The organism is Clostridium culturomicium (assembly GCF_000821305.1).
Lineage (GTDB): Bacteria > Bacillota > Clostridia > Clostridiales > Clostridiaceae > Clostridium_J > Clostridium_J culturomicium.
This window is the reverse complement of sequence record NZ_CCXK01000014.1, coordinates 64060-87230: the sequence shown is the minus strand read 5'-3', so window position 1 is coordinate 87230 and position 23171 is coordinate 64060. Positions and strand designations below refer to the sequence as shown.

The 23171-nt window shown below is 33.5% G+C and carries 20 protein-coding genes; 16 read left to right on the top strand and 4 right to left on the bottom strand.

The features are described 5' to 3' along the window. Window positions 1-19 precede the first annotated feature (19 nt). Window positions 20-745 (top strand): 6-carboxyhexanoate--CoA ligase, encoded by a 726-nt coding sequence (locus tag BN1075_RS04315; RefSeq protein WP_197072270.1) that lies wholly within the window; start codon window positions 20-22, stop codon window positions 743-745. 8 nt (window positions 746-753) lie between these two features. Continuing rightward, window positions 754-1923 carry an 8-amino-7-oxononanoate synthase gene (gene bioF, locus BN1075_RS04310; protein ID WP_040191866.1) on the top strand — a complete coding sequence of 390 codons (1170 nt, stop codon included), beginning with the start codon at window positions 754-756 and terminating at the stop codon, window positions 1921-1923. Window positions 1924-2046: 123 nt separating this feature from the next. Here the strand turns inward: bioF and BN1075_RS04305 are convergent, their stop codons facing one another. Further along, window positions 2047-2430: a hypothetical protein gene (locus BN1075_RS04305; RefSeq protein ID WP_040191865.1), complete on the bottom strand. Its 384-nt coding sequence runs from the start codon at window positions 2428-2430 to the stop codon at window positions 2047-2049. 220 nt (window positions 2431-2650) lie between these two features. Here BN1075_RS04305 and BN1075_RS21460 point away from each other — a divergent pair, with 220 nt between their 5' ends. The 8 genes from BN1075_RS21460 to BN1075_RS04270 all read left to right on the top strand — a co-directional run bounded on the left by BN1075_RS21460 (window position 2651) and on the right by BN1075_RS04270 (window position 9909). Further along, the gene (locus tag BN1075_RS21460; protein WP_156132754.1) at window positions 2651-2806 is read left to right on the top strand and encodes a hypothetical protein; all 156 of its coding nucleotides are present in this window, start codon (window positions 2651-2653) and stop codon (window positions 2804-2806) included. 60 nt (window positions 2807-2866) lie between these two features. Beyond that, on the top strand, window positions 2867-3301 hold the full coding sequence (locus BN1075_RS04300) for a hypothetical protein (protein WP_148315455.1): 435 nt from the start codon (window positions 2867-2869) through the stop codon (window positions 3299-3301). A gap of 107 nt (window positions 3302-3408) precedes the next feature. Beyond that, entirely contained in the window at window positions 3409-4296 is an 888-nt protein-coding gene (locus BN1075_RS04295) for a LysR family transcriptional regulator (protein ID WP_040191863.1), read from the top strand. Between the two features lie 214 nt (window positions 4297-4510). Continuing rightward, window positions 4511-4807: a citrate lyase acyl carrier protein gene (citD, locus tag BN1075_RS04290; RefSeq protein WP_040191862.1), complete on the top strand. Its 297-nt coding sequence runs from the start codon at window positions 4511-4513 to the stop codon at window positions 4805-4807. Next, entirely contained in the window at window positions 4807-5700 is an 894-nt protein-coding gene (locus BN1075_RS04285) for an aldolase/citrate lyase family protein (RefSeq protein WP_040191861.1), read from the top strand. The genes citD and BN1075_RS04285 overlap by 1 nt, the downstream gene beginning before the upstream one ends. Next, window positions 5700-7253 carry a citrate lyase subunit alpha gene (gene citF / locus BN1075_RS04280; protein ID WP_040191860.1) on the top strand — a complete coding sequence of 518 codons (1554 nt, stop codon included), beginning with the start codon at window positions 5700-5702 and terminating at the stop codon, window positions 7251-7253. The genes BN1075_RS04285 and citF overlap by 1 nt, the downstream gene beginning before the upstream one ends. Before the next feature lie 248 nt (window positions 7254-7501). After that, complete coding sequence (locus tag BN1075_RS04275) at window positions 7502-8422, top strand: LysR family transcriptional regulator (RefSeq protein ID WP_040191859.1); 921 nt, start codon at window positions 7502-7504, stop codon at window positions 8420-8422. Window positions 8423-8610: 188 nt separating this feature from the next. Further along, window positions 8611-9909, top strand: coding sequence for a 2-hydroxycarboxylate transporter family protein (locus tag BN1075_RS04270; protein WP_040191858.1), 1299 nt, complete (start codon window positions 8611-8613; stop codon window positions 9907-9909). A gap of 243 nt (window positions 9910-10152) precedes the next feature. Here the strand turns inward: BN1075_RS04270 and BN1075_RS04265 are convergent, their stop codons facing one another. Further along, window positions 10153-11199 carry a hypothetical protein gene (locus BN1075_RS04265; protein ID WP_040191857.1) on the bottom strand — a complete coding sequence of 349 codons (1047 nt, stop codon included), beginning with the start codon at window positions 11197-11199 and terminating at the stop codon, window positions 10153-10155. A gap of 257 nt (window positions 11200-11456) precedes the next feature. Here BN1075_RS04265 and BN1075_RS04260 point away from each other — a divergent pair, with 257 nt between their 5' ends. Together BN1075_RS04260 and BN1075_RS04255 are read left to right on the top strand one after the other, a co-directional pair. After that, window positions 11457-14777 carry a DEAD/DEAH box helicase gene (locus tag BN1075_RS04260; protein ID WP_052406380.1) on the top strand — a complete coding sequence of 1107 codons (3321 nt, stop codon included), beginning with the start codon at window positions 11457-11459 and terminating at the stop codon, window positions 14775-14777. A 245-nt stretch (window positions 14778-15022) separates the two neighbouring features. Continuing rightward, a complete protein-coding gene (locus BN1075_RS04255; protein ID WP_052406379.1) occupies window positions 15023-15685 on the top strand; it encodes a TVP38/TMEM64 family protein in 663 nt (220 codons plus the stop codon). Between the two features lie 89 nt (window positions 15686-15774). Here the strand turns inward: BN1075_RS04255 and BN1075_RS04250 are convergent, their stop codons facing one another. After that, a complete protein-coding gene (locus BN1075_RS04250) occupies window positions 15775-16578 on the bottom strand; it encodes an alpha/beta hydrolase (RefSeq protein ID WP_040191856.1) in 804 nt (267 codons plus the stop codon). A 379-nt stretch (window positions 16579-16957) separates the two neighbouring features. Between BN1075_RS04250 and BN1075_RS04245 the strand changes: the two genes are divergently transcribed. Continuing rightward, on the top strand, window positions 16958-18358 hold the full coding sequence (locus tag BN1075_RS04245) for an MATE family efflux transporter (protein ID WP_040191855.1): 1401 nt from the start codon (window positions 16958-16960) through the stop codon (window positions 18356-18358). A gap of 198 nt (window positions 18359-18556) precedes the next feature. Here the strand turns inward: BN1075_RS04245 and BN1075_RS04240 are convergent, their stop codons facing one another. Further along, window positions 18557-19714, bottom strand: coding sequence for a DUF2812 domain-containing protein (locus BN1075_RS04240; RefSeq protein WP_040191854.1), 1158 nt, complete (start codon window positions 19712-19714; stop codon window positions 18557-18559). A gap of 381 nt (window positions 19715-20095) precedes the next feature. On the opposite strand from BN1075_RS04240, the gene BN1075_RS04235 reads away from it, so the two are divergent. Genes BN1075_RS04235 through BN1075_RS04225 form a run of 3 tightly spaced genes read left to right on the top strand, consistent with a single transcriptional unit; the run spans window position 20096 to window position 23129 of the window. After that, window positions 20096-21112: a PdxA family dehydrogenase gene (locus BN1075_RS04235; protein WP_404987956.1), complete on the top strand. Its 1017-nt coding sequence runs from the start codon at window positions 20096-20098 to the stop codon at window positions 21110-21112. 27 nt (window positions 21113-21139) lie between these two features. Further along, window positions 21140-21589 (top strand): tripartite tricarboxylate transporter TctB family protein, encoded by a 450-nt coding sequence (locus tag BN1075_RS04230; protein WP_040191851.1) that lies wholly within the window; start codon window positions 21140-21142, stop codon window positions 21587-21589. 16 nt (window positions 21590-21605) lie between these two features. Further along, window positions 21606-23129 carry a tripartite tricarboxylate transporter permease gene (locus tag BN1075_RS04225; RefSeq protein ID WP_040191850.1) on the top strand — a complete coding sequence of 508 codons (1524 nt, stop codon included), beginning with the start codon at window positions 21606-21608 and terminating at the stop codon, window positions 23127-23129. Window positions 23130-23171: the final 42 nt, after the last annotated feature.

The window sequence follows — 23171 nt, the reverse complement described above, 5'->3', positions numbered from 1 at the left end:
TAAGTTATATAGCGTAAAGATGAGAGCAAGTGAAGGAGAAACACATATTTCAGGAGCAGAGAAAATTGTTAGTGAAGAAAATCTTGAAGTATGTATTTCAGGTTTAGTTAAAAGAGCTCAAACTCATTCTAAGGGTAATCCTGATTTCATAAATATAAAAATAGAAAAGATAAATAAAGAGGAAATAAGCATTCTTAATCCTTTAAAGGTTACAACCATTGATTCGAAGAGCAAGGAAGAAGGATGGTTAGTTATTGAAAATATTCTAAGTAAATTAGGCGTTAAGATAGGACAAGATATTTTAAAAAATTTTCAGTATACCTTTAATATGAGGGGAGCAATGCTTCTTGATGTAAAAACAATGATGAGGCTTGAACCAGATAAGAAGAGAGGCATAAGGGCAACCAATATGGATTTTGAAGATATGAGGATTGACAGTTTAAATAAGGAGATTGGTGCTAATATTCATTTCAAGGAAGCTTTGGTTCTGGCTACAAAGGTTGTATCACATCCTAATATATTAGCTGAAATATGTGTTTCTGATGACCCTGAATACACTACCGGATATATAGCATCAAAGGAATTTGGATATGTAAGAATAACTAATTTAAAGGACCTAGGGGATGAAAGAGGCGGTAGGATATTTTTATTCAATGGGTTGGAAGAACAAGTTCAGGGGTGTATAGATTATATCCAAAAAAAACATGTATTAGTTAAAAATAATATTGAATTAAATTCAAGATGAGGTACAGTATGAACGAACTATTAGAAATGAAAGAAAAACTAAATTTGTTAAAAGAAAGAAGTCTATATAGGAACTTAAAAGTAATTTCCAGTGAGCAGACTTCATCAGCTGTTGTGGATGGTAATATAAAGCTTATGCTGTGTTCTAATAGCTATCTTGATATGAGTAGTGATAAAAGAGTTAAGGACTTTGTTAAGGAGATTATTTATACTTATGGTACGGGAGCTGGTGGTTCCAGACTTACAACGGGCTCCTATAATCTTCATTCAAAGCTAGAAGAAATCCTTGCAGAAATGAAACATACAGAAGCGGCCTTGGTATTTAATACGGGATATATGGCTAATGTTGGAGTTATATCAGCAATTTGTGATGAGGACTATATTATTTTTAGTGATGAATTAAACCATGCAAGCATAATTGATGGCTGCAGATTATCTAAAGCTAAAACTATAATTTATAGGCATAATGATATGGTAGATTTAGAAAAGAAGTTAAAAGAAAATACATATAAAAAAGGTTTAATTGTTACCGATGGAGTTTTTAGTATGGATGGTGACATTGCAAACCTTCCAGAGATAATAAAGCTTAGTAAAAAGTATAGGGTATTAACTATGGTGGACGATGCTCACGGTACTGGGGTTCTTGGAAGACATGGAAGAGGTACAGCAGAATACCATGGTGTAGAAGGACTTATTGATATTTATATGGGAACCTTAAGTAAAGCTATTGGCAGTGAAGGGGGCTTTGTTTGTGGTTCAAGGGTTATGATTGAATATCTAAAAAACAGTGCTCGTAGTTTCATTTTCTCCACTGCTTTGAGTCCTGCAACTATTGCAGCATCACTTAAGGCTCTCGAAATATTAAGAGTGGATAATAGGAAGATTAGTGATCTTCAGGAGAATATAAAATATTTTTGTCACCTATTAAATCAAATGGGTATTGAGGTTTCTTCTGAAAGTGCAATTATTCCAATAATCATGGGGGATGAAAATAAAGCGTTATCAGCAGCTGAAGAATTACTGAAGGAAGGAATTTTTGTTTCAGCAATAAGATATCCAACGGTGGAAAAAGGCAAGGCAAGACTGCGAATAACAATAATGGCTTCTCATAGCAAGGAAGAGCTGAAGTTTGCAGCAGAAAAAATAGCAGCGGTTGTTTCAAAGTGTGAAATTGTATAATAGGCTGTATAGGTAAAGTTGAATTTAGATACTTAGGTAAGTAAAGTTCAGAATTGAAATATTAGCAATAGAAAAATCGTAAAAAATAATTAAAGGTACTCTCAAGAGTACCTTTAATTATTTTTATTGTAATGCTGCTAAAGTTTGATCATGTTGAGTCTTAGTTATGATGTTATTTTTATAAAGCAAGTTCAATAATTCTTTGCTGTCAGTAGGTAGTTGAGAATTAGATGAAACCTGGCTTTCATAGAACTTATGTACAGCGTTAATTTCAGCTTTAGTGAAGCCCCCTTGGTCTTTAACCTTCATCATAGCGTCAACTAAAGTTTTATAGCTTTCGTGGCAAGAGCGTTCTGCTTCTAAAGCTTCATAAACTTCTTCTGTTTCTTCAGACATTACGGGAACTCTCCATATAAAATCGTCACTTTCATCTGCAAAGGCTGTTATTTGAACAGACAAAACGATAAGAAAAACACTCATTAAAAATAAAAGAATTTTATTTTTCATATTTACCTCCTTAATTTATATTTTAAATAAAAAACTAAACCTTACGTGATAATAGGAATAAGTAAAGTAAAGTTTCTAGTTATAAGTTAATATATAGTATTTGCAATATATTCATATTTTATTTAAAAAAAAGAATTTTAAAGTTCTCAATGGCAAATAATAGAATAAGAACGTAATACTTATAAAGACATGATAAGCACTTAAAAAGGAGGGAGAAGTAATGAAAGGTACAATACTAAGGTTTACTTGGTCAGCTTTGATTCTAGCATTAACACTAGGTTGTGCAGGGTGCAGTGATAAAAGGGGAGATAATGCACAGGAGGAGTTACCAACTATAGCAAATGAAACTACAGGGGTATGTGAAACTTCTGGATGAGTGTATGATAATCCTTCACAGGGTGAAGCGGATACGGTTGTTCCGGGAGAGGGGGATAAAATGATTAAGGATAAATTTAAGGAAAGCTTGAAGGGGAAAGGCATCTATATTGGTGATATTAAAGGTGAAGATATTCCTTTTGAAGCAAGAGTTATAAAGACTGGCAGCTATACAAGTGGAAAGGAGTTTCCTACTATAGGGCTCTTTAGAAGTGTTAAGGACTTAGGTTCCATTGATACTATTGATTATGGATCAAAATATGATGAGGAATTTTTTAAGAAAAAGTCACTAATTGTAATTCAGCTTAGAGAAGGTAGCGGATCTATAAGGCATGAAGTAACCAAGGTTGTTAAAAATGGTGATCAGATAACTGTTCAAATAAAAGTAACTGTACCCGAGTTTGGAACTGCAGATATGGCAGAATGGGCAGTATTAGTTGAAGTTGATAATGCAATGGTAAATGATAATACTACCGTAGATTTCGTTACAAAATAGACTTGAAAATGGTTGTGTAACGACCTTGAAAAGTTTAAGGTGAAAAAGTTGGAATTGCTTAACGGCTATATTATAATTATATATTATGGATAAGCAGGTGGAGTATAATGGAGTTTAAGCAGTTACAATATGTTATTACAATTTATGAAGAAGGCGGAATTAACAAAGCAGCAGAAAAACTGTTTATAAGTCAGCCATCTCTTAGCAAATGTGTGATTAATTTAGAAAAACATCTAGGGATGAAAATTTTTGATAGAAGCACAGCTCCAATTGGGCTGACCCCCTTTGGGAAAACTTACATTGAAGCTGCTGAGCAGATTTTGAGTATAAACAAAGGTGTAATTCAAAAATCTCAGGATATGAAAAATGGAGATACTGGACTTTTGAGGCTGGGAGTAACCTTTTTCGGAGCCTCACAAAGACTTCCGAGGATGCTTCCAGAGTTTATGAAAAAGTATCCTGGTATTGAAATTGCTTTAATTGAAGAAAGGGGCAAGGTTTTGGAGGAAGAACTCCTCAAAGGTCATTTGGATTTATTGGTTCTAAATGGACCTGTGGATGAGGAGAAAATTAAATTTGTTCCAATAAAAAGTGATCATCTGTATTTAGTAACGCCGCCAGGAAAGTACAATCTTGAGGGCTGTGAAAAATCTTTTGAAGAGCTGTGTGAAAAATATGATTTAAAAAATGAAGATTTTATAGTGCTTAGACATGGACAGAAGCTCAGACGTTTAACGGAGAAGGTATTTCAGGATTATGATATGACACCAAATATCAAGCTGGAAATGAGAAGTATAGATGGAGCAGTTAAGCTATGTGCAGAAGGTGTTGCAATGACTATTGTTCATGAAAGTGTTAAGGAAAATATGGATTATGTAATTAAGCCAGATTTTTATGAATTGCCATCAAGGTATAGTATTGTAAGTGGTATTGCTTACAGGAAGAATGGATATACTTGTGAAGCTGCTAAAAAATTTATTGAGTTAAACAAATAGAAAATTAAGCAATTAGTGATAAGGCTGAAGGGAAAAATATCTTTTTTCCTTCAGCTTTATTTTTATTTAAATAAGAAATATGCAGGCTATAGCTTAAAAGGTATACCCCTATGAAAATAGGGTATTAGACTAAAGTCACCTCCTATGCCTATAATTTTATTAGAGTGATGCAGAAATTCATGCAGGCTGAGTTTATTCAAATGGAGGGGTATAAATGGAGTTAAAAAATGTAGCGTCAGCTGGTACCTTAGAGTCTAGTGATGTTCAAATTATTATTGAACCAAATGAAGATGGATTGGAGCTTTCGATAACGAGCAGCGTATTGAACCAATATGGAAAGCAGATAAAGGCAACGGTAGTAGAAACTTTAAGAAGTATGAAGGTTGAAAATGCTAAGGTTACAGTTACTGATAAAGGAGCATTAGATTGTATTATAAAAGCTAGAGTACAGTGTGCTGTTTTCAGAGCGGCTGGAGTTAAAGAAAATTATCCATGGGGAGGTTTAAAATAATGAAGAAAAAAAGAATAAGACGTACCATGATGTTTCTTCCAGCCCAAAATGCAAGCCTTTTAAAGGATGCATACATCTATAAACCAGACTGTATTATTTTTGATTTAGAGGATGCGGTTGCTGAAAATCAGAAGGATGCAGCAAGATTCACTTTATTTCATACCTTAAAAAATATAGATTATAAAGGCATAGAATTAGTAGTTCGTGTTAACGGATTAGATTCTCCACATATAAAGGAAGATATCAGAGTTGCTGTTGCCTGCGGCATTGAGGTTATAAGAGTACCAAAATGTGAGAGAAGAGAAGATGTTCAAAGAGCTGAAAAATTAATTGAAGAAGCTGAAAGAGAATTTGGAGTAGAAGTTGGAACTACTATGATAATGGCTGCTATTGAGAGTCCAATAGGAATTATAAATGCCTATGAAATTTGTTCAAGCAGTGAAAGAATGATGGGAGTTGCTGTGGGTGCAGGAGATTTAATGAGAACTCTTCAGACAAGAAGATACCCAGATGGAATGGAGATGTTTGGAGCGAGATCTCAGCTTATTATCGCTGCAAGAGCTGCAGGAATTATGTGTTTTGATACAGTTAACACAGATTTAAGTGATTGGGAAGGGTTCAGAAGAGAAGTAGAACTTATTAAGCAGCTTGGCTTTGATGGAAAATCCGTTATAAGTCCTAAACAAATTCCAATAGTACATGAGGTTTTTGCACCAACTGAGCAAGAAATAAGAACTGCAGAAAAGACAATTATTTCTCTTGGAGAGTTTAAAGAAGAAGGCAAGGGTGTGTTTACTATTGATGGACAAATGGTTGATATAGCAATGCTTGAAGGTGCTCAGCGTGTAATAGCTACGGCAAAGGCATGTGGCATTTATAAGGGGGATTTATAATGATAAATAAAGCAGGTAGAGATATACCAGAAGAGTTATTAGTTAATGGCAAAGAAGTATTTCAAGGCCAGTATTATTATCATGACAAGGTTTATACAAAAGCAAGTCCAACTGTAAGAGCTATAATGAAGCCAGAGGAAGAAAAGCTTGTGCCAACCTTAAGAGAAGCTATTGAGAAAAGTGGACTTAAGGATGGAATGACAATTTCTTTCCACCATCATTTTAGGGATGGAGACTATGTGGTTAACATGGTGGTTGAGACTATTGCTGAAATGGGGATAAAAGATATAACAATTTGTGCAAGTTCCTTAGGCGATGCACATAATCCAATTGTTAAACATATTGAAAGTGGCGTTATAACAGGAATTCAGACAAGTGGAGTAAGAGGCAGAATTGGGGAGACAATATCTCATGGAAAACTTAAGAATCCTGCAATTATTCGTTCTCATGGTGGAAGAGTTAGAGCTATTGAAACTGGAGATGTGCACATAGATGTGGCATTTATCGGAGCACCAACCTCTGATGCTTATGGAAATGCAAGGGGAAAAGGTGGAAAATCTGACTGCGGAGTTTTATCTTATTCTATGGTAGATTCAAAATATGCAGATAAAGTTGTGGTTATTACAGATACTCTTGTGGATTTTCCTAATTTCCCACCAAGTATTCAGCAGGTAGATGTTGATTACGTGGTTGTGGTTGATGAAGTTGGAAATCCTAAGAAGATTGCAAATGCTCTTTTAAGATTTACTGAAAATCCAAGGGAGCTGATGATTGCAGAATATGCTGCAAAGGCTTTAGCAAATACAAAATATTTTGTAGACGGCTTCTCCTTCCAAACAGGAGGTGGTGGTCCATCTCTTGCAGTAACAAGATTCTTAAAGCCATTCATGGTGGAAAAAGATATTAAGATGGGGTTTGCTATTGGTGGAATCACAAGACCAATGGTAGAACTGATGAAGGAAGGCTTAATAAAAACTATTGTAGATGCACAGGACTTTGATTTGGATTCCATTGCATCTGTAAATACAAATCCAAGACACTTTGAGATTTCTACTTCTCAATATGCAAATCCATTAAACAAAGGTGCCTTTGTTAATAAACTAGACTTTGTTATCCTTGGAGCGTTAGAGGTTGATACTGACTTCAATGTAAATGTAGTTGTTGGTTCTGATGGTGTTTTAAGAGGAGCACCGGGCGGACATGTGGATACAGCAGCTGGAGCTAAGTGTACAATCATCGTTGCACCGTTACTCAGAAGCAGAATACCAACTATTTGTGATAGAGTTACAAGTGTTACAACACCGGGTGAGAGCGTAGATATCGTTGTAACGGAATATGGTATTGCAATAAATCCTAGAAGACAAGATTTAATTGATTCTTTAAAGGATATCGATGTGCCAGTATGGACAATTGAAAAGCTAAAGGAAGAAGCATACAGATTGGTTGGAAGGCCAGAAGAAGTTCAATTTGAGGATAAAGTAGTTGCCATGGTTGAATATAGAGATGGGACAATCATTGATGTGGTTCGTAAAGTTAAAGAATTTGAATTTTAGAAGAAATAAATAAAGTATTTAAAAAGCTATCTCAATCCATGGGGGTAGCTTTTTAAAAATTCTTAAAATAATATTGGAAATATTAGAAATTTATAATATAATTAAATGTATACATAAGTACAATAATATGGAATTATGTATACAATTACATATGTATTTATTGTTAAGATTTAATTTTAGAACATAAGGATTTTAGTTGTAGCAATGATTTAGCTAATTATTCATTGAGTTATATGGGGAGGACATAGATGGATTTTAAGCAATTACAATATATACTTGCCATATATGAAGAGGGTGGAATAAGTAAAGCAGCAGAAAAGCTATTTATCAGCCAGCCATCTCTTAGCAAGTGTGTTATAAGTTTAGAAAAACAATTGGGGATGAAAATTTTTGACAGAAGTGTTGTTCCTATTGAGCTTACGCCTTTTGGAAAAGCGTATATAGAAACTGCACAGCAAATCTTAAATTTAAATGATGATTTAATTAGAAGAATTTCAGATATAAAAAATGTAGATACTGGACTATTAAGAATTGGAACAACTTTCACAGGTGCTTCTCAAAAACTGCCACATATTTTGCCGAAGTTTATTGAAGAGCATCCTAATATTGAAATGGAGATAATTGAAGAAAGTACAAGCTTGTTAGAAGAGACTTTAATTAAAGGAAATTTGGATTTGATTTTATTAAATGGCCCTGTTGAAAATAAAAAAATAAAATTTATGCCAATTAAACAGGAGAAGCTTTATTTAGTTACACAACCGGGTTACTTTAACCTACAGGGGAAGGAGAAAACCTTTGACAATATATATATGAAGTATAATTTAAATGATGAAGAATTTATTATACAGCATCAAGGTCAAAAGATGAGACATATTGTAGATGGAATTTTTGAGGATTATGAATTAGATCCAAAAATTAAATTTGAAATGAGAAATATTAATGCAATCATTAAGCTTTGTGCTGAAGGTGTAGGTTTAGCCATTGTGAACGAAAGTATAAAGGATAGTATGGATTATCACATAAAGCCTGATTTTTACTATCTCCCAAAGAAATACGACATACAAACTGGCGTAGGGTATAGAAAAGATGGATATACCAGTGAAGCAGCAAAAAAGTTTTTAGAAACTATAAATGATATAAAGAATAGTGAAAGAGCAGCTTATATTTAAGTTGTTCTTTTGTATTCATTTTGAAAGTTTAGATACATATACATGCAAATTGTATACAATATAACTTTTTAGTTATAGGTCATGAAAATATGGTATTAGACGTTGGACAAGGTGTAACTTATAATGAATTTATAACGATTATGTAAACATTTTACTAAACGTTAAATAATACATTTAGGAGGATTATTATGTTAGAAGAAAAGAGAAGTTTTAAACCTTTCGGTCTTGATTGGAAAATCTGCCTTGGATTCATGGTTATAATTATTTTTGCTGCATTTGTAGGCGCTTTACCAACAGACTTTGCTGGAACTTTTGCACTTATGCTTTCAATCGGTATAGTTTTTGATGAGATTGGAGAAAGAATTCCATTTTGGAACTCATACATTGGAGGGGGTATAGTATTAGCCTTCCTTGGAACTGCTGCATTAGTTTACTTTAACATATTACCAGAAAAATATGTTGGAGCTATTAATGTAATAATGGATGACATTGATTTCTTAACATTATTCATCGTAATATTAATCACTGGATCTATATTAGCTCTTGATAGAAAGCTAATGATAAAATCATTTGTAGGATACATTCCTGCAATTCTTGGAGGTCTTGCTGGAGCATTCCTTTTAGGATGCTTAACAGGTTTATTATTTGGAATAAACCCAGCTGAAGTAGCTTTAAAATATGTTCTACCTATTATGGGTGGTGGTAACGGAGCTGGAGCTGTACCTTTAAGTCAGATCTATGAGCAAGTAACTGGTCTTCCAAAAGAAGGTTATTACTCATTTGCTATAGCAGTACTTACAATTGCTAATATCTTTGCAATAATTACAGCTGCAATATTAAAGAAAATCGGAGAAGTTAAGACAAGCTTAACTGGAGACGGAAAGACGTTAATAAGAAACAGTGCAGAGCTTGCTAAAGAGGATGAAAAAGTTAAAACTTCAATGAAAGACCTTGGAGCAGCTTTATTCACAGCATTAGGTTTCTATGCATTAGGAACTTTATTTGGTAAATATCTGCTTCCAACAATCGGTGGAGTTGCAATACACTCATTTGCATATATGATTATCTTTGTTGCTATAGCTGCAGCACTAGGAATAATCCCAGCGCCAGTTAGAGCAGGAGCTAAAAAGCTTCAATCTTTCTTTACTTCAAACATCATATTAATAATTATGGTTGGAGTAGGGGTATCTACTGATCTTGGAGAATTAATGGCAGCAATCACACCAGCAAACGTTGTAATTGCATTAGCTATCGTTATCGGAGCTATTCTTGGTTCAGCTATTGTTGGATACTTCGTAGGATTTTACCCAGTTGACGCTGCTATCACTGCTGGTCTTTGTATGGCTAACAGAGGTGGTTCAGGAGACCTTGCAGTTCTTGGAGCTGCGGACAGAATGGGACTTATCGCTTACGCACAGCTTTCATCAAGACTTGGTGGAGGAATCGTTCTTGTAATCGGAAGTATCTTATTCGGATTCTTAATGTAAATTAGATTCCTTCAATTATAAAGATAAAAATAAGCTATCTCGCTTAATTGCGGATAGCTTATTTTTATCTTTAGTTATACTTTATCTTTAGTTATACTTTATCTTTAGTTATACTTTATCTTTAGTTATACTTTATCTTTAGTTATACTTTATCTTTAGTTATACTTTATCTTTAGTTATACTTTATCTTTAGTTATACTTTATCTTTAGTTATACTTTATCTTTAGTTAATTTTATAGTTTCTTAGAAACGTCCTTTTATAATGTCTTCTTCTTTTAGTATACCAGCATCAACTAAAGCTCTTTGGTAAGCTTCGTTTTCTCTAGACATACGAACTGTTGCTCCAGAGATTGTATCAAAGGAATCCTGAACAGTTTTAGTTGCACCAGATGGAACGTCTATACCAAAAAAGTTATCTTCATTGATAGCTTTAGCAAATTTTTCTTCTGAGTAATCTACGAGTCCTGTTACTTCTTCGATGTTCTTTCCAACTAAGAATTCACATATAGCAGTATAGTTTCCTTCCCATCCACCATTTGAGTGATATCCATAGGTAGCTTCCATTGGCTTAGCTACACCATTTTCAAAGGTAACTCCAAGAGCTTCAACTAATTCCTTCATTGTTGAAGCGTCGCTTAAGCCTTCTAAAACTCCACGACGTGTCATAACATGGTTGAATGGACTTAGTCCAAATATAGTTTTTCCATTTACTTCAGACCAATCAGTGATTTTCATTGCACCACCGCTTGATTCCCTTACAGTTGGAATCCAAGTTTCACCGATTTTTGCATCAGCAAGCTTTGTTTCAAAGTTGAAATCCTTTGAAAGCTTTGCTTCATATCGATAACGAGTTGTAGCATCAACTAACATAACAGAAACTGTTCCATCTTCATTCACAGCTACAGAATATAAAGACATTGCATCATTAGCTTTAACATCAAACATTGATGCACCTTTTGTGGATTCCTCACCATTTAAAGTAGCAGCAGTTGGGTCTACAGAAAAGTCAACTGTAACTGTAGCCTCTGGATTGTTTCTTGTAATCCAAGTTCCGTCTTTATTAACTAAGAAATCGAACTTTGCATCAGTAATTTTACCTTTTGAGTCTACAGTGATTGTTGAAGTAATTTTATCTTTTGCTTCTTCAAGGGTTACACCCTCAGCTTGTCCTTTCCAGGCTGTGCCTGTATATGTTCCTTCATAATTTGGGCTATCATTGCCACAACCAGTTAAAACAATGCTTGTTGCTAACATTGAGCAGATAATTGCTGATAAAAATTTTTTCTTCATTTGTTTCTCCTTAATTCATCTCGTGATCGATAATTAATAGCTAGTAATAACTGTTATTAATTACTCTTAAGGTAATACTACCATAGCAATAAAAAAAGTCAAGGTAATAATAAGTAAATTAATTATTAACTTGCTTATTACTTATTATTAATCAAATTAATTAAATAGCTTATTTAAAAGGCAAAATAGGTATATAATATAAGGTAGAGTATTTTTTCAACAACAGGAATATGCATGAGATATATAGGAGAGAAGTTATGAGTTTTGATTTAGAGTTAAGTGAGATTAAGGAGATTTGCGGTAATTTAATCTACAATAGAGCAATGGATATGTATCTTAGAAATAAGGTTAGAACCATGAAGGTTAATGAGAATTCTGCTACTGTTTTATCAGTGACATCCATTGTAGAATCTGCTTATGATGTGAAAAATTATAAGGTAACACTTTTAATTAATAATAAGAATTATAAGTTGTATCCTAATTGTACCTGTGAGGCTTTTCATGAGCACAAAATGTGTAAGCATATTGGAGCAGTACTTATTAAGCTTAATAGAGAAGGAATTAGAGGAAGAGGGATAAATATTCAAAAATCTAGTGAGGAAGAGCTGTTAGATATGTATAGAGCTTCCTTTGATAAGGAGTCCAAGGGCTTTCATAAGCAAATCCTTAATCTTGAGGTTAATTTAATCATAGATGAAGTAGGTCATGGTCAGAAGACCAATACATACCATATGGAGCTTAAGGTTGGAGCTTCAAGATATTATGTTGTAAAAAACATTAAAGAGTTTATTGAGTGTATGTTCAAAAGTGGTGGAACTCTTAACTTTGGAAAAGAACTGCAGTATGTGAGTAGCAAGTATACCTTTAGGAAAGATGATTTAGACATTCTTAATTTAGTTAAGGAAATTTATGATCTTAATTTAGAGGTAATGAATAAGGTTTATACTAATAAAGCTGTGTTTTTCAGTGGTAAGAGAGTATTTCTTACGGAGGGACAGCTGAGAAAGATTCTTACCATAAAGAATGGTAAAACTATAAACGTGGACTATGTAGATGAAACCCTTAAGGATGTGGAGGTTGTCTGCGGAAGTATGCCAATGAGCTTTTACATGTTTATGAATGGAGATAATCTAAGCATTGATATGAATGGAGATACACCAAAGGCTATTGCAGAAAATGCAGGATTATTTTATTTAAATAATAAGATATATATGCTTTCAGATAAAGAAAAGGAAGACTTTTTACCTTTATATAAGGCTTTTAAAAAGACTCATGATAGTACCATATCCTTTAAGAAAAAGGACATAAGCGATGTGGCAAATTTTCTTCTTCCTAAGCTTAATCAGCTAAGTCCTTTAGTCATGAAGGATGAGAAGGTAAAAGAGATAATTAGGGATGAGCCTTTAAGGGCAGAATTCTATCTTGATAAGGATAGAGAAGGAATTTCCTGTGAAATCAAATTTACATACGGAGATAAGGTGTTTGAGCATTCTCCAAATGAAGATACAGGTAAATTTAAGGATGAATCCTATAATAAATATAGAAACAATCTTACTGAAGATGAAGCGGCAGCGGATGTTGTTATTAGAAATGTCCCTAAAGAGACTGCTATTTTAAACAGAGTAAGGGATTTAAGCTTTGTGGTTAAAGGAAATCTTCTTGTCATTGAAGATGAAGATGATTTAGTTGAGTTTATGACCTATGGAGTTGAAGAGCTAATGGAGCTTGGAGAAGTTTATTATTCGGAGGCTTTTAAGGGCATTAAAATATTAAACTCTAAGATGTTTAAATCGTCTATTAGACTAAATGAAGCAGACCTTCTTGCTTTTGATTTCTCAATAGAAGGAGTTACCAAGGAAGAATTAAAGGACGTTCTAATGTCAGTTAAGCAAAGAAGAAAGTTCCATAAGCTTAAAAATGGTTCAATTCTTCCTTTAGCGAATAATGAAATAGATGACCTTAGTTCCATAATGGATCAATTTGATATTTCAGGTAATAAGCTAGCCGGTGGAGAGGTTATTATACCTAAATATGCATCTTTATATATTGATGAAAAAATTAATGGAGGCAGTCTTGGTTTTGTAAGTAGGAATAGAAAATTTAAAAACCTAGTAGATACCATTAAGGATATTAACAGTAATGAATATATACCACCATCAGGACAAAGGGATATGTTAAGACCTTATCAGGTTACAGGATTCAAGTGGTTTAAAACTCTTTCAGCTTGTGGCTTTGGTGGAATTCTTGGAGATGAGATGGGGCTTGGAAAAACCTTTCAAGCTATAACCTTTATAACTTCAGAAAAAGAAGAAGGAAATCTTACAAACAAAGCTTTAATAGTTTGCCCAACATCTTTGGTGTATAACTGGGTAATGGAGTTTGAAAAATTCTCTAAAGACTTAAAGGTTATTGCCGTAAGTGGTGGAAAGCAGGAAAGAGAAGCTTTAATGGAGGGCATTGAGGAGTATGATGTTATCATAACTTCCTATGCTTTAATAAGAAGAGATATAGAGTTTTATGAAAAACAGAACTTTGATTTATGTATTATTGACGAAGCTCAATATATCAAGAATCCAACATCTTTAAATGCTCAATCCGTTAAGGATATTAAAGCAAGAAATAAATTTGCAATGACAGGAACTCCGATAGAAAACTCTTTAACGGAGCTTTGGTCAATCTTTGACTTTATAATGCCTGGATACCTTAAAACTCACGGTAAGTTCACAAAGGATTTTGAAAGAACTATTGTAAGGGAAAAGGATGAAAGAGCGCTTCAGGAGCTTTTAAAGCTAATCAGACCATTTATCCTAAGAAGATTTAAAAAGGATGTTGCCTTGGAACTTCCACCAAAGATTGAACATAAAATCGTGGTGGATATGACCACAGAGCAGAAGAAGTTATATTATTCCTATGTGGAATCCTTTAAGAAGGAAATGGATGAGGAGATTAAGGAAAAAGGCTTTAATAAGAGCAGGATGAAAATCTTATCGCTTATCACAAGACTTAGACAAATTTGCTGTGACCCAGGTTCATTTATTGAAAATTATGATGGAGACAGCGGAAAGTATATGGCTCTTTATGATATTTTAGAAGAAGCTCTAGAGAATAATCGTAAGGTACTGGTATTTTCACAGTTCACAACTATTCTTGGAAGCATAAGAGAAAACCTTAGAAGAAATGGAATCAAGACCATGTATCTGGATGGTTCTGTACCATCAAAGAGCAGAATGGACCTTGTAAAAGAGTTTAATGAAGGAGAACCGGGAGTATTTTTAATTTCCTTAAAAGCAGGAGGTACTGGACTTAACTTAACTTCTGCTGATATGGTTATACATTTTGACCCATGGTGGAATCCAGCGGTAGAAGAACAGGCCGTTGATAGAGCTCATAGAATAGGACAGAAAAATACGGTAGAAGTTATTAAACTTATTGCCAAAGGAACTATAGAAGAAAAAATTTATAACATTCAAGAGAAGAAAAAGGAAATCATTGAACAGGTTTTAGATGGGGAAGAGCATGTGGATTTAGCACTGTCTTCAATGAATCAAGATGAGCTTGAAGATCTATTTAGAATATAAAGTTAAGAGCTGATAGGAGAAACTATCAGCTCTTTTATATATGCGATGGATATAAATGTAAAATAGGTTTAAGAGTTTTAGAAAACTTAATATATTTATATATAAATTATTAACAATAAAAAGGTAATATGTTACTATAGTTGTTTTAGTGTAGTTGTAAATATATAGGTGGCTATATTTGTTGATTAAAGTTATTACAGGTATTAATAGGTGTTTTGTTTTAAACGAAGGAGATAGTAGAAATAATGAGAAAGAAATTTTTATATGGAATTAGTATTTTAGCAGCCGTAATATTACTGTTCATTGTATTTAGTGATGGAATTTCAATTGAATCTAATATAAATAATTTAAGGGACGGTATCGACGCTAGGATTATCAAACCATCAGTATTTATTTTACTGTGGCTGATAAGATTAGTTGCAGCTATTCCCGGGGTAACTTTAACGATTTTGGGTGGGTTAATGTACTCCCCAGCAGAGGCTGTTGTGCTGTCACTAATGGGATTAGTATTAAGTGATTCTTTAGTGTTTTTAGTGGGGAGGAGTGGCTTATTTAAGAGCTTTAGAGAGAAACTCACAAAAAAACATGGAGATGTTATGAATTTAGTTGAGAAATATAATTATAAGTTTTTGGCATTAGGAGTTTTGTGTCCAGTGGCACCAACGGATGCAATTTGTTATTTTTCTGCATATTTAGGTATTGGTTATTTTAAATATATTTCAACTTTTATTTTATCTAATTTGCCTGCAGTATTTTTATACAGCTTTATAGGTGAAAGTTTTCAAGATTCAATTTGGAATACGGTATTTATAGTTTTAACAATTATTGCATCAGGATTAATGTCTTTAAAGGTTTGGAATAAGTTGAAAAATAACACCGATGTTGAAGAAGAATATAAAATATCATAGATTATCATATGCACATAAAAGGCTGTCTAATAATAGACAGCCTTTTATATATTAATAAATTTATATTAATAAATTTATATTAATAAAAGTTATAACCTTTTATTAAGCCAGTTAAGAATATCGCCAATAACTGCATCCTTTTCAGGTTCATTAAGAATTTCATGGAATAGAATATCATATACCTTTAATTCTTTATCAGCTGAGCTTATGGCATCATAGAATTCGATAGAATCTTCACAGGAAACTATTCTGTCATCTCCACCATGAAGGATTAATACTGGATAATTGAAATTAGCAGTGTTATCTAGCAGCCATTGAAGTCCGTCGGATAATGCATAATAAAGTCCCACAGAGATTTCTTTTAAAACTAATGGATCTTCCCCATAGGACTTTACAACATCAGGATCTCTGCTGACAACACTTCCCAATGTATTAGGTAGATACATAATTGGATTTAAGTCTCTTGAAAGACTGGTGATCAAGCCTGCCTTATCACGGGTTAAGCCTCCAGATATGATGATTCCATTAACCTTATCAGGATATTTTACTCCGTAGCAGGCAACGGCATATCCACCCATACTGTGACCAAGAACAAAGAGTGGATAATCTGGATTTTCTTTTTTAGCCAGGTCAACTATATGATTAACATCATCAATTGATTCATTATAATCCTCATAGAAGGCTCTAGCACCATCAGAATGACCATGTCCTCTATGGTCAAAGCGATAAACAGAGAAACCTGCTTCGTTAAATTTTTTAGTTAAGTAATTATATCTTCCAAGGTGTTCACCTAAGCCATGGACAAATACTACTACAGCTTTTGGAGTTTCTATAGGACTTTTTACTAAATATAATTCTCTGCCGTCAAAGGATTTTATTTTTGATTCTAACATAACTTTACCCCCTTACAGTTAAATTCTAAAAATAATAATATGGAAAAAATTAACTTGAAGTGACGAATTAATTATACAATAGATTTATGTCAAAATATAGAAAAATATTCAATTTTATTCAAAATAATATGATATTTTAAATAAGTAAGTTAATTTTTAAATGTGGGAATTGCATGAGGTTTATCCAAGGAAAATCTTTTAGGAGAACGAAATATTTATTTGAAAAAATTATGAGGATAGAGTATAATTTCTTCTATGGGCATTATTTGATTCGTGTAAGTTTATATTTAATATAAGAAGATTAGTATATAAAATCTATAGTTTCTATAGAGTTTTTTTATGGGAAAAATATTTTTGAGTTTAAGAAGGGGGTAGCTTCATGGGAGTACAAAATGCACTTGGAGAAGAAAAAATATCGAAGTTATTACTTAAGTTTTCTATACCAGCTATTGTTGGTATGCTAGTTAACGCTCTGTATAACATTATCGATAGAATGTTTATTGGACATATTCCTAAGGTAGGAAATTTAGCAATAACAGGTATAGGAGTTACAATGCCTATATCAACTATAATTTTAGGCTTTGGTATGCTTGTGGGAGTTGGTACAGCAGCAACTATATCTATTAGACTAGGACAGAATAAAAAGGATGAAGCAGAAAAAATATTAGGAAATGCGTTCACCTTAATTATCATAATAAGTTTAATAATTACAGCCATAGGATTAATATGGGGAAAAAATATTTTAACATTATTTGGCGCAAGTGATAGCACTTTAGTGTACGCGCAAGATTATATGAAGATAATCTTTGTTGGAACAATTTTCAATATGCTTAGTTTTGGATTAAACCACACTATAAGAGCAAGTGGAAGTCCTAACATTGCAATGGCATCAATGCTCATAGGAGCTATTACTAATATCGTTCTTGATCCAATTTTTATATTCTGGTTAGGTCTAGGAGTAAAGGGTGGAGCTATTGCAACGGTTATTGCTCAAATTGCTTCAGCAATCTGGGGAATAAGCTTTTTCTTAAGAGGAAATGCGAATTTAAGAGTTAAAGCTAAAAACTTTAAATTAAAGAAAGAATTTGTATTAGCAATTTTTGCTATTGGTATGTCACCATTTGCTATGCAGGTTGCAGCCAGTGTAGTACAGGTAATATCAAACAATGCACTTAAAGCATATGGTGGAGATTTGGCAATAGGAGCCATGACCATTATAAGCAGTGTAAACACGTTTATATGTATGCCGATTTTTGGATTGAACCAAGGTGTACAGCCTATTGTTGGATATAACTATGGGGCTAAGAAGTATGACAGAGTGAGAGAAGCAATAAAATATCCTCAGATTTTCGCAACTATCATTGCGGCTACAGGATTCCTGTTAATAATGTTTGTACCGGATGTATTGGTTAAATTCTTTAATACTGATCCAGCTCTTCTTGAGATAACTGAACATGGAATGAGAATTTTCTTATTCATGATTCCGCTAGTAGCTTCACAAATCATAAGAACGAACTACTTCTCTTGTATAGGAAAAGCAAAAAAATCTATGGTGTTAAGTCTTTTAAGACAAGTTATTTTATTAATACCATGTCTTTTAATTCTTCCAAGAATACCACTTCCATCAGGAGAGGTTTTAGGATTAACAGGGGTTTGGCTTGCTGGTCCGGTGAGCGACTTCCTTTCAGTAATAATTACACACATTATTTTTACTGCTGAAATGAAGACGCTTGGTGCAGAAAATATAGAAGTAAAAGCTGAAGCTGAAACATGTGCTTAAAATAAAGATATAGAAATTATAAAAGACTGTTTAATTTTCATCAGTCATCTGTTGTTTTCACAGATGGTTGTTAAGTTAAGCAGTCTTTTTATTTATGAAATTTTTCAACAATACTCAAAGAATTTTTGGATTAGTATTATTGAGATTTATCGACATCAATAAGTTTAGGCGGTGATATACTAAGGTATTTATCCATGGTTAAGTTTTCTTGATTTTATTTAATAAATCTGCTGCAGCTTTAATCATATCATCGGTTGATTTATCACCGATATAGGTTAAATGAATAACCCATCTGCCTTTAGCAGCAAAAATTTCATTTGCATAGCTGTTATCCCGTACAACTAGGATATCAAAAAATTCATTGGTAATAGGTTCAGGGAAGGTAAGTTTATCCCTATATATTTCGTCATAATACCTATCATAATTAGAAACTAAAGCAGTACCTATAAATTTATTCATAGAAGGTATTGCTAATTTATAGGTAGCGGTTTCAAGACTGGTTACTTTATATGGATCTGTACCTAAATATTCTTTAGAGGAATATTGCAAAGGAGCAATTAAACTAAAGCTTTTATAGTAGGTTGCAGTCCCAAGCTTTGAATAATCAAAGGAAGAACCATCGGCAGTTTCAATGGTTTCAAGTCTCACGATAGGAAGTTTAGAGTCACCCTTAGGTAGTGCATTTTCATCAGCAAATAAAAGGAAAAAACTTGAGAGAAAAATACCTATTATAAGAAGGTTTCTGCCAAGCCAGAAGGAATAAGCAGTCCAATAGGTTTTTCTCCATGGTGTATGATGATTAATTGGAATTCCTTTAGAGAGTTTTCTTATTAATCGTCCTTGAAAATAAAGTTCCCTTAATAAAGTGAAAACAGCATATAGAACAATGAGCAGTGTCACCATATCTGCCGTTGAACCATTTAAAGTTTTAACAATGAGCATTTCGTTAAGAAGGTATGGAAAGAACCATATTGCAGCTAGTGACCCTAAGATTATTCCAAATAAAGCTAAAAGGTTCTTTCTGAAAATTGGCTTTAGAGATTTTGCTAATTCTTCAGGATAGGGATTTGGCTCTGGGCTCACAAATTCATAGGGACAACTGAATACATGAAACTTATTAAAGTTTGTTGTATTAGTCCAAATGTCTCTCATGTACTTTAGGTGCTGATCGCGAGATAAATCCTTACCATCTTCAGCGATTTCTATTCGATAAGAAAGGGTTTTGGGAGCACTTTTTTCAAATTCGCAAAAATTTTTGTCCATGGTTTGAAGAAAATAGCCTTCTAAGGCCATGTCCGATAGCCAGCTTTCTATCTTTCCTATATTCCAGTAGTTGCTTGGTCTAAGTTTTCTCACTTAGGCTGCACATCCTTTCTCAAGATATTATGATTATATGAATATTATACAATTATTTTACATTTATAGAAATGTTTTAAGGGGAGATTGTTAAAATAAACAGGGTGAAACATATTTTGTGTTTTGAAACAAAAATGATTAAATGAAACAAAGTGAAACTAAAGTGTTTCATTTAATTGCTTTATAATTTGGAAGAAAATTTAGAATGGCATGACTAGGTAAAGAATTGAAAATAAAAACATGAAATTGTATACAGAAAAGAAGGTGAAATTAAGTCGAATGTTGAAAAAAAGGGGGTGAAGAGGATTTTAGATAAGGTTGGCATTGTTCTTGCTTTATTATATTTGCAGATGAAAATTTTCAACTAGAAAGTAAAGGGAGATGGATAAAGTGAATGCAAAACCAATTTTAGGAATTATATTAGGAGATGCTGCAGGGGTAGGTCCTGAAATTATTTCAAAGTTAGCTGCAGATGGATTTTATGAAGAACACTGCAGGCCAGTTATATTAGGCGATTTAAGAGTGTTTGAAAGAGGAGCAAAGACTTGTGGTCTTGATATTCCAGTACAAGTAATTAATAAGATTGATGAAGCAACATGGAAGGATGGTATTCCAGTATTAGATCAGCAAAATTTAAATCCTGAAGATGTTCCTTATGGAAAAATAAGCTTAGAAAGTGGTAAAGCTTGTTTAGATTTATTGAAGCTAGGTGTTGAATTGTTTGAAAATAAAGAAATTGATGGGTTCTGCTTTGGGCCTTTAAATAAGGCTGCAATGATACAGGCAGGCTGTAAATTCGAAAGTGAACATCATTATATGGCAAACCTTTTCAATCATACAGCACCATTTGGAGAAATAAACGTGCTAGGTGACTTATGGACAACAAGAACTACAAGTCATATTCCAATAAGTAAGGTAAGTGATAACTTATCAGTAAATACAATAATGAGAGCTATTACATTAGCTAACACAACTCTAAAGAATTCTGGAATAGCTAAACCAAGGCTGGGACTTGCGGCTTTAAACCCACACTGTGGTGAAGGTGGTAAATGTGGAAGGGAAGAAATTGATATTATTACACCAGCAATAGAGAGAGCTGTAGCAGAAGGAATTGATGTTAAGGGGCCATACCCATCGGATATTCTTTTCATTAAAGCTTTTGATGGAGCTTTTGATGGAGTTGTAACTATGTATCATGACCAAGGTCAGATAGCTTTAAAACTTAAAGGTTTTGATCAGGGAATTACTATTGCTGGTGGGTTTCCAGCACCAATTGTAACCTGTGCTCATGGAACTGCTTATGACATTGCAGGAAAAGGAATAGTTAAAACTTCTGCTTTTGAAAATGCAGTTAAGATGGCAGCTAAAATGGCTTCACATATTAGAAGTGCAGAGTAGTGTTTTAATTTTGGAGGGGTTAAAAATATGAAAAAGATTGGAATTAAACAAATATTGCCTCTTATACTTGCAGGTATTGCCATAGTATTTGCATACATAGGGTTTACTCAGCTAGGTTTTTGGCATGAAGTCGATGGACCACAGCCAGGATTCTTCCCATTTATTATGGCGATAGTAATGTTTCTTACAAGTATTTTATCCTTTGTTCAATCCTTAAAGGAAGTTGATAAACCAAAGTTTCACAAAGATGAACTTATGGTTATAGCAGCAGCTGCAGGAATAATTGCAGCCACTTTTATTATTGGATTATTACCGAGTTGTTTTGTATATGTAATAGTTTGGCTAAAAGTTTTTGAAAAGACCCCATGGAAATCTACATTAACAGTTACAGCCGTTATTATGGTGATAGTGATAGGGGTTTTTCACTTATGGCTAGGCATTCAATTCCCTATGGGAATTTTTGAAGCAATGATGTAGAAAGGAGAATTATATAATGGAAAATATAGGACTATTATTAGACGGTTTTCAGGTTGCATTATCAATTCAAAATATTGGGGCAGCAGCACTTGGAGCTATTTTAGGACTAATTGTTGGAGCTATGCCCGGTATAGGAAGTTTAGCTGGAGTTGCGTTACTGTTACCACTTACTTATAAATTTAATCCAACAACTGCAATTATCATGCTTGGTGCTCTTTATTATTCCAATATGTATGGTGGAAGCTTTAGTGCAATATTACTTAATATTCCTGGCGATTCACCTGCTATAATGACGGCTATAGATGGATATCCGATGGCAATTAATAAAAAGAGACCAGGGCAAGCATTATTTACTGCTAATATGTCATCTTTTATAGGTGGAACTATTGGAATAATTATACTTACATTCACTGGTCCAGCTCTTGCTGACTTAGGTTTAAAATTTGGACCATCTGAAATGACAGCATTATTATTGATTGCTATGACGTCTATCAGCTGGCTGGTTGGAGAAAACCCTACTAAGGGTGTCGTTGTTACAATGCTTGGTATTTTATTAGCTTGTATGGGGATGGATACATTATCAGGTGCACCAAGATATGATTTTGGAAGTATGCACCTTTTAGGAGGAATACCTTTTACTCCTTTTGTCATTGGTACAGTTGGATTCTCACAGGTTATTAAGCAAGTACTTGATCGAAATAGTGAAGTTAAGAAGAATTCAGATATGAAGTTAAGTATTAAAGGAAGTTTGTTGACGAAACATGATTTTAAAAGATTATTACCTCCAGCACTACGTTCAGGAGTACTCGGAACTTTTGTTGGAGTATTACCAGGAGCTGGAGCAACCACTGGTTCTTTTATGGGGTACGCAGTGCAAAAGAAATTTAAAAGTGAGGAGCCACTAGGAAGCGGAGCTATTGAGGGGATAGCAGCTTGTGAGTCTGCAAATAATGCGGCAGCAGCAGGAGCATTTGCACCACTTTTAGCACTTGGAATTCCAGGTTCAGGTACAGGAGCTGTACTACTTGGAGGACTTATGATGTGGGGATTGAGTCCAGGACCACTACTATTTACGAATGAGCCAGAATTTACTTGGGGACTTATTGCATCACTTTTCCTAGCTAATATATTAACTTTAGTTATAGCTATTTTAGTAATTCCTTTTTTACTTAAGATATTATCTGTACCAATAAAATATATGATTCCATGTATAACAATAGTATGTATTGTTGGTTCTTATAGTTCAAGCAACTCAATGTATGGTGTACTAATTATGTTTTTATCTGGTATACTAGGATATTTCTTAAGTAAAAATGATTATCCGACAGCACCAATGTTATTAGCTTTTGTATTAGCACCACTTCTTGAGTCTAATATGAGAAAAGCCTTCATTATATCAGGTGGAAGCTTGAATATATTCTTCACAAGACCAATAACTTGTGTGTTAATGATAGTTTTCTTAGCACTTGTAGCTACACCGATGATTAAATCAGTTCTTAAGAGAAAAAAGGCAGCTAAGGAACAGACGATAAAGGGTTAACATTTTAAAATTTGATAGGATTAAAATTAATTTTTAATATAA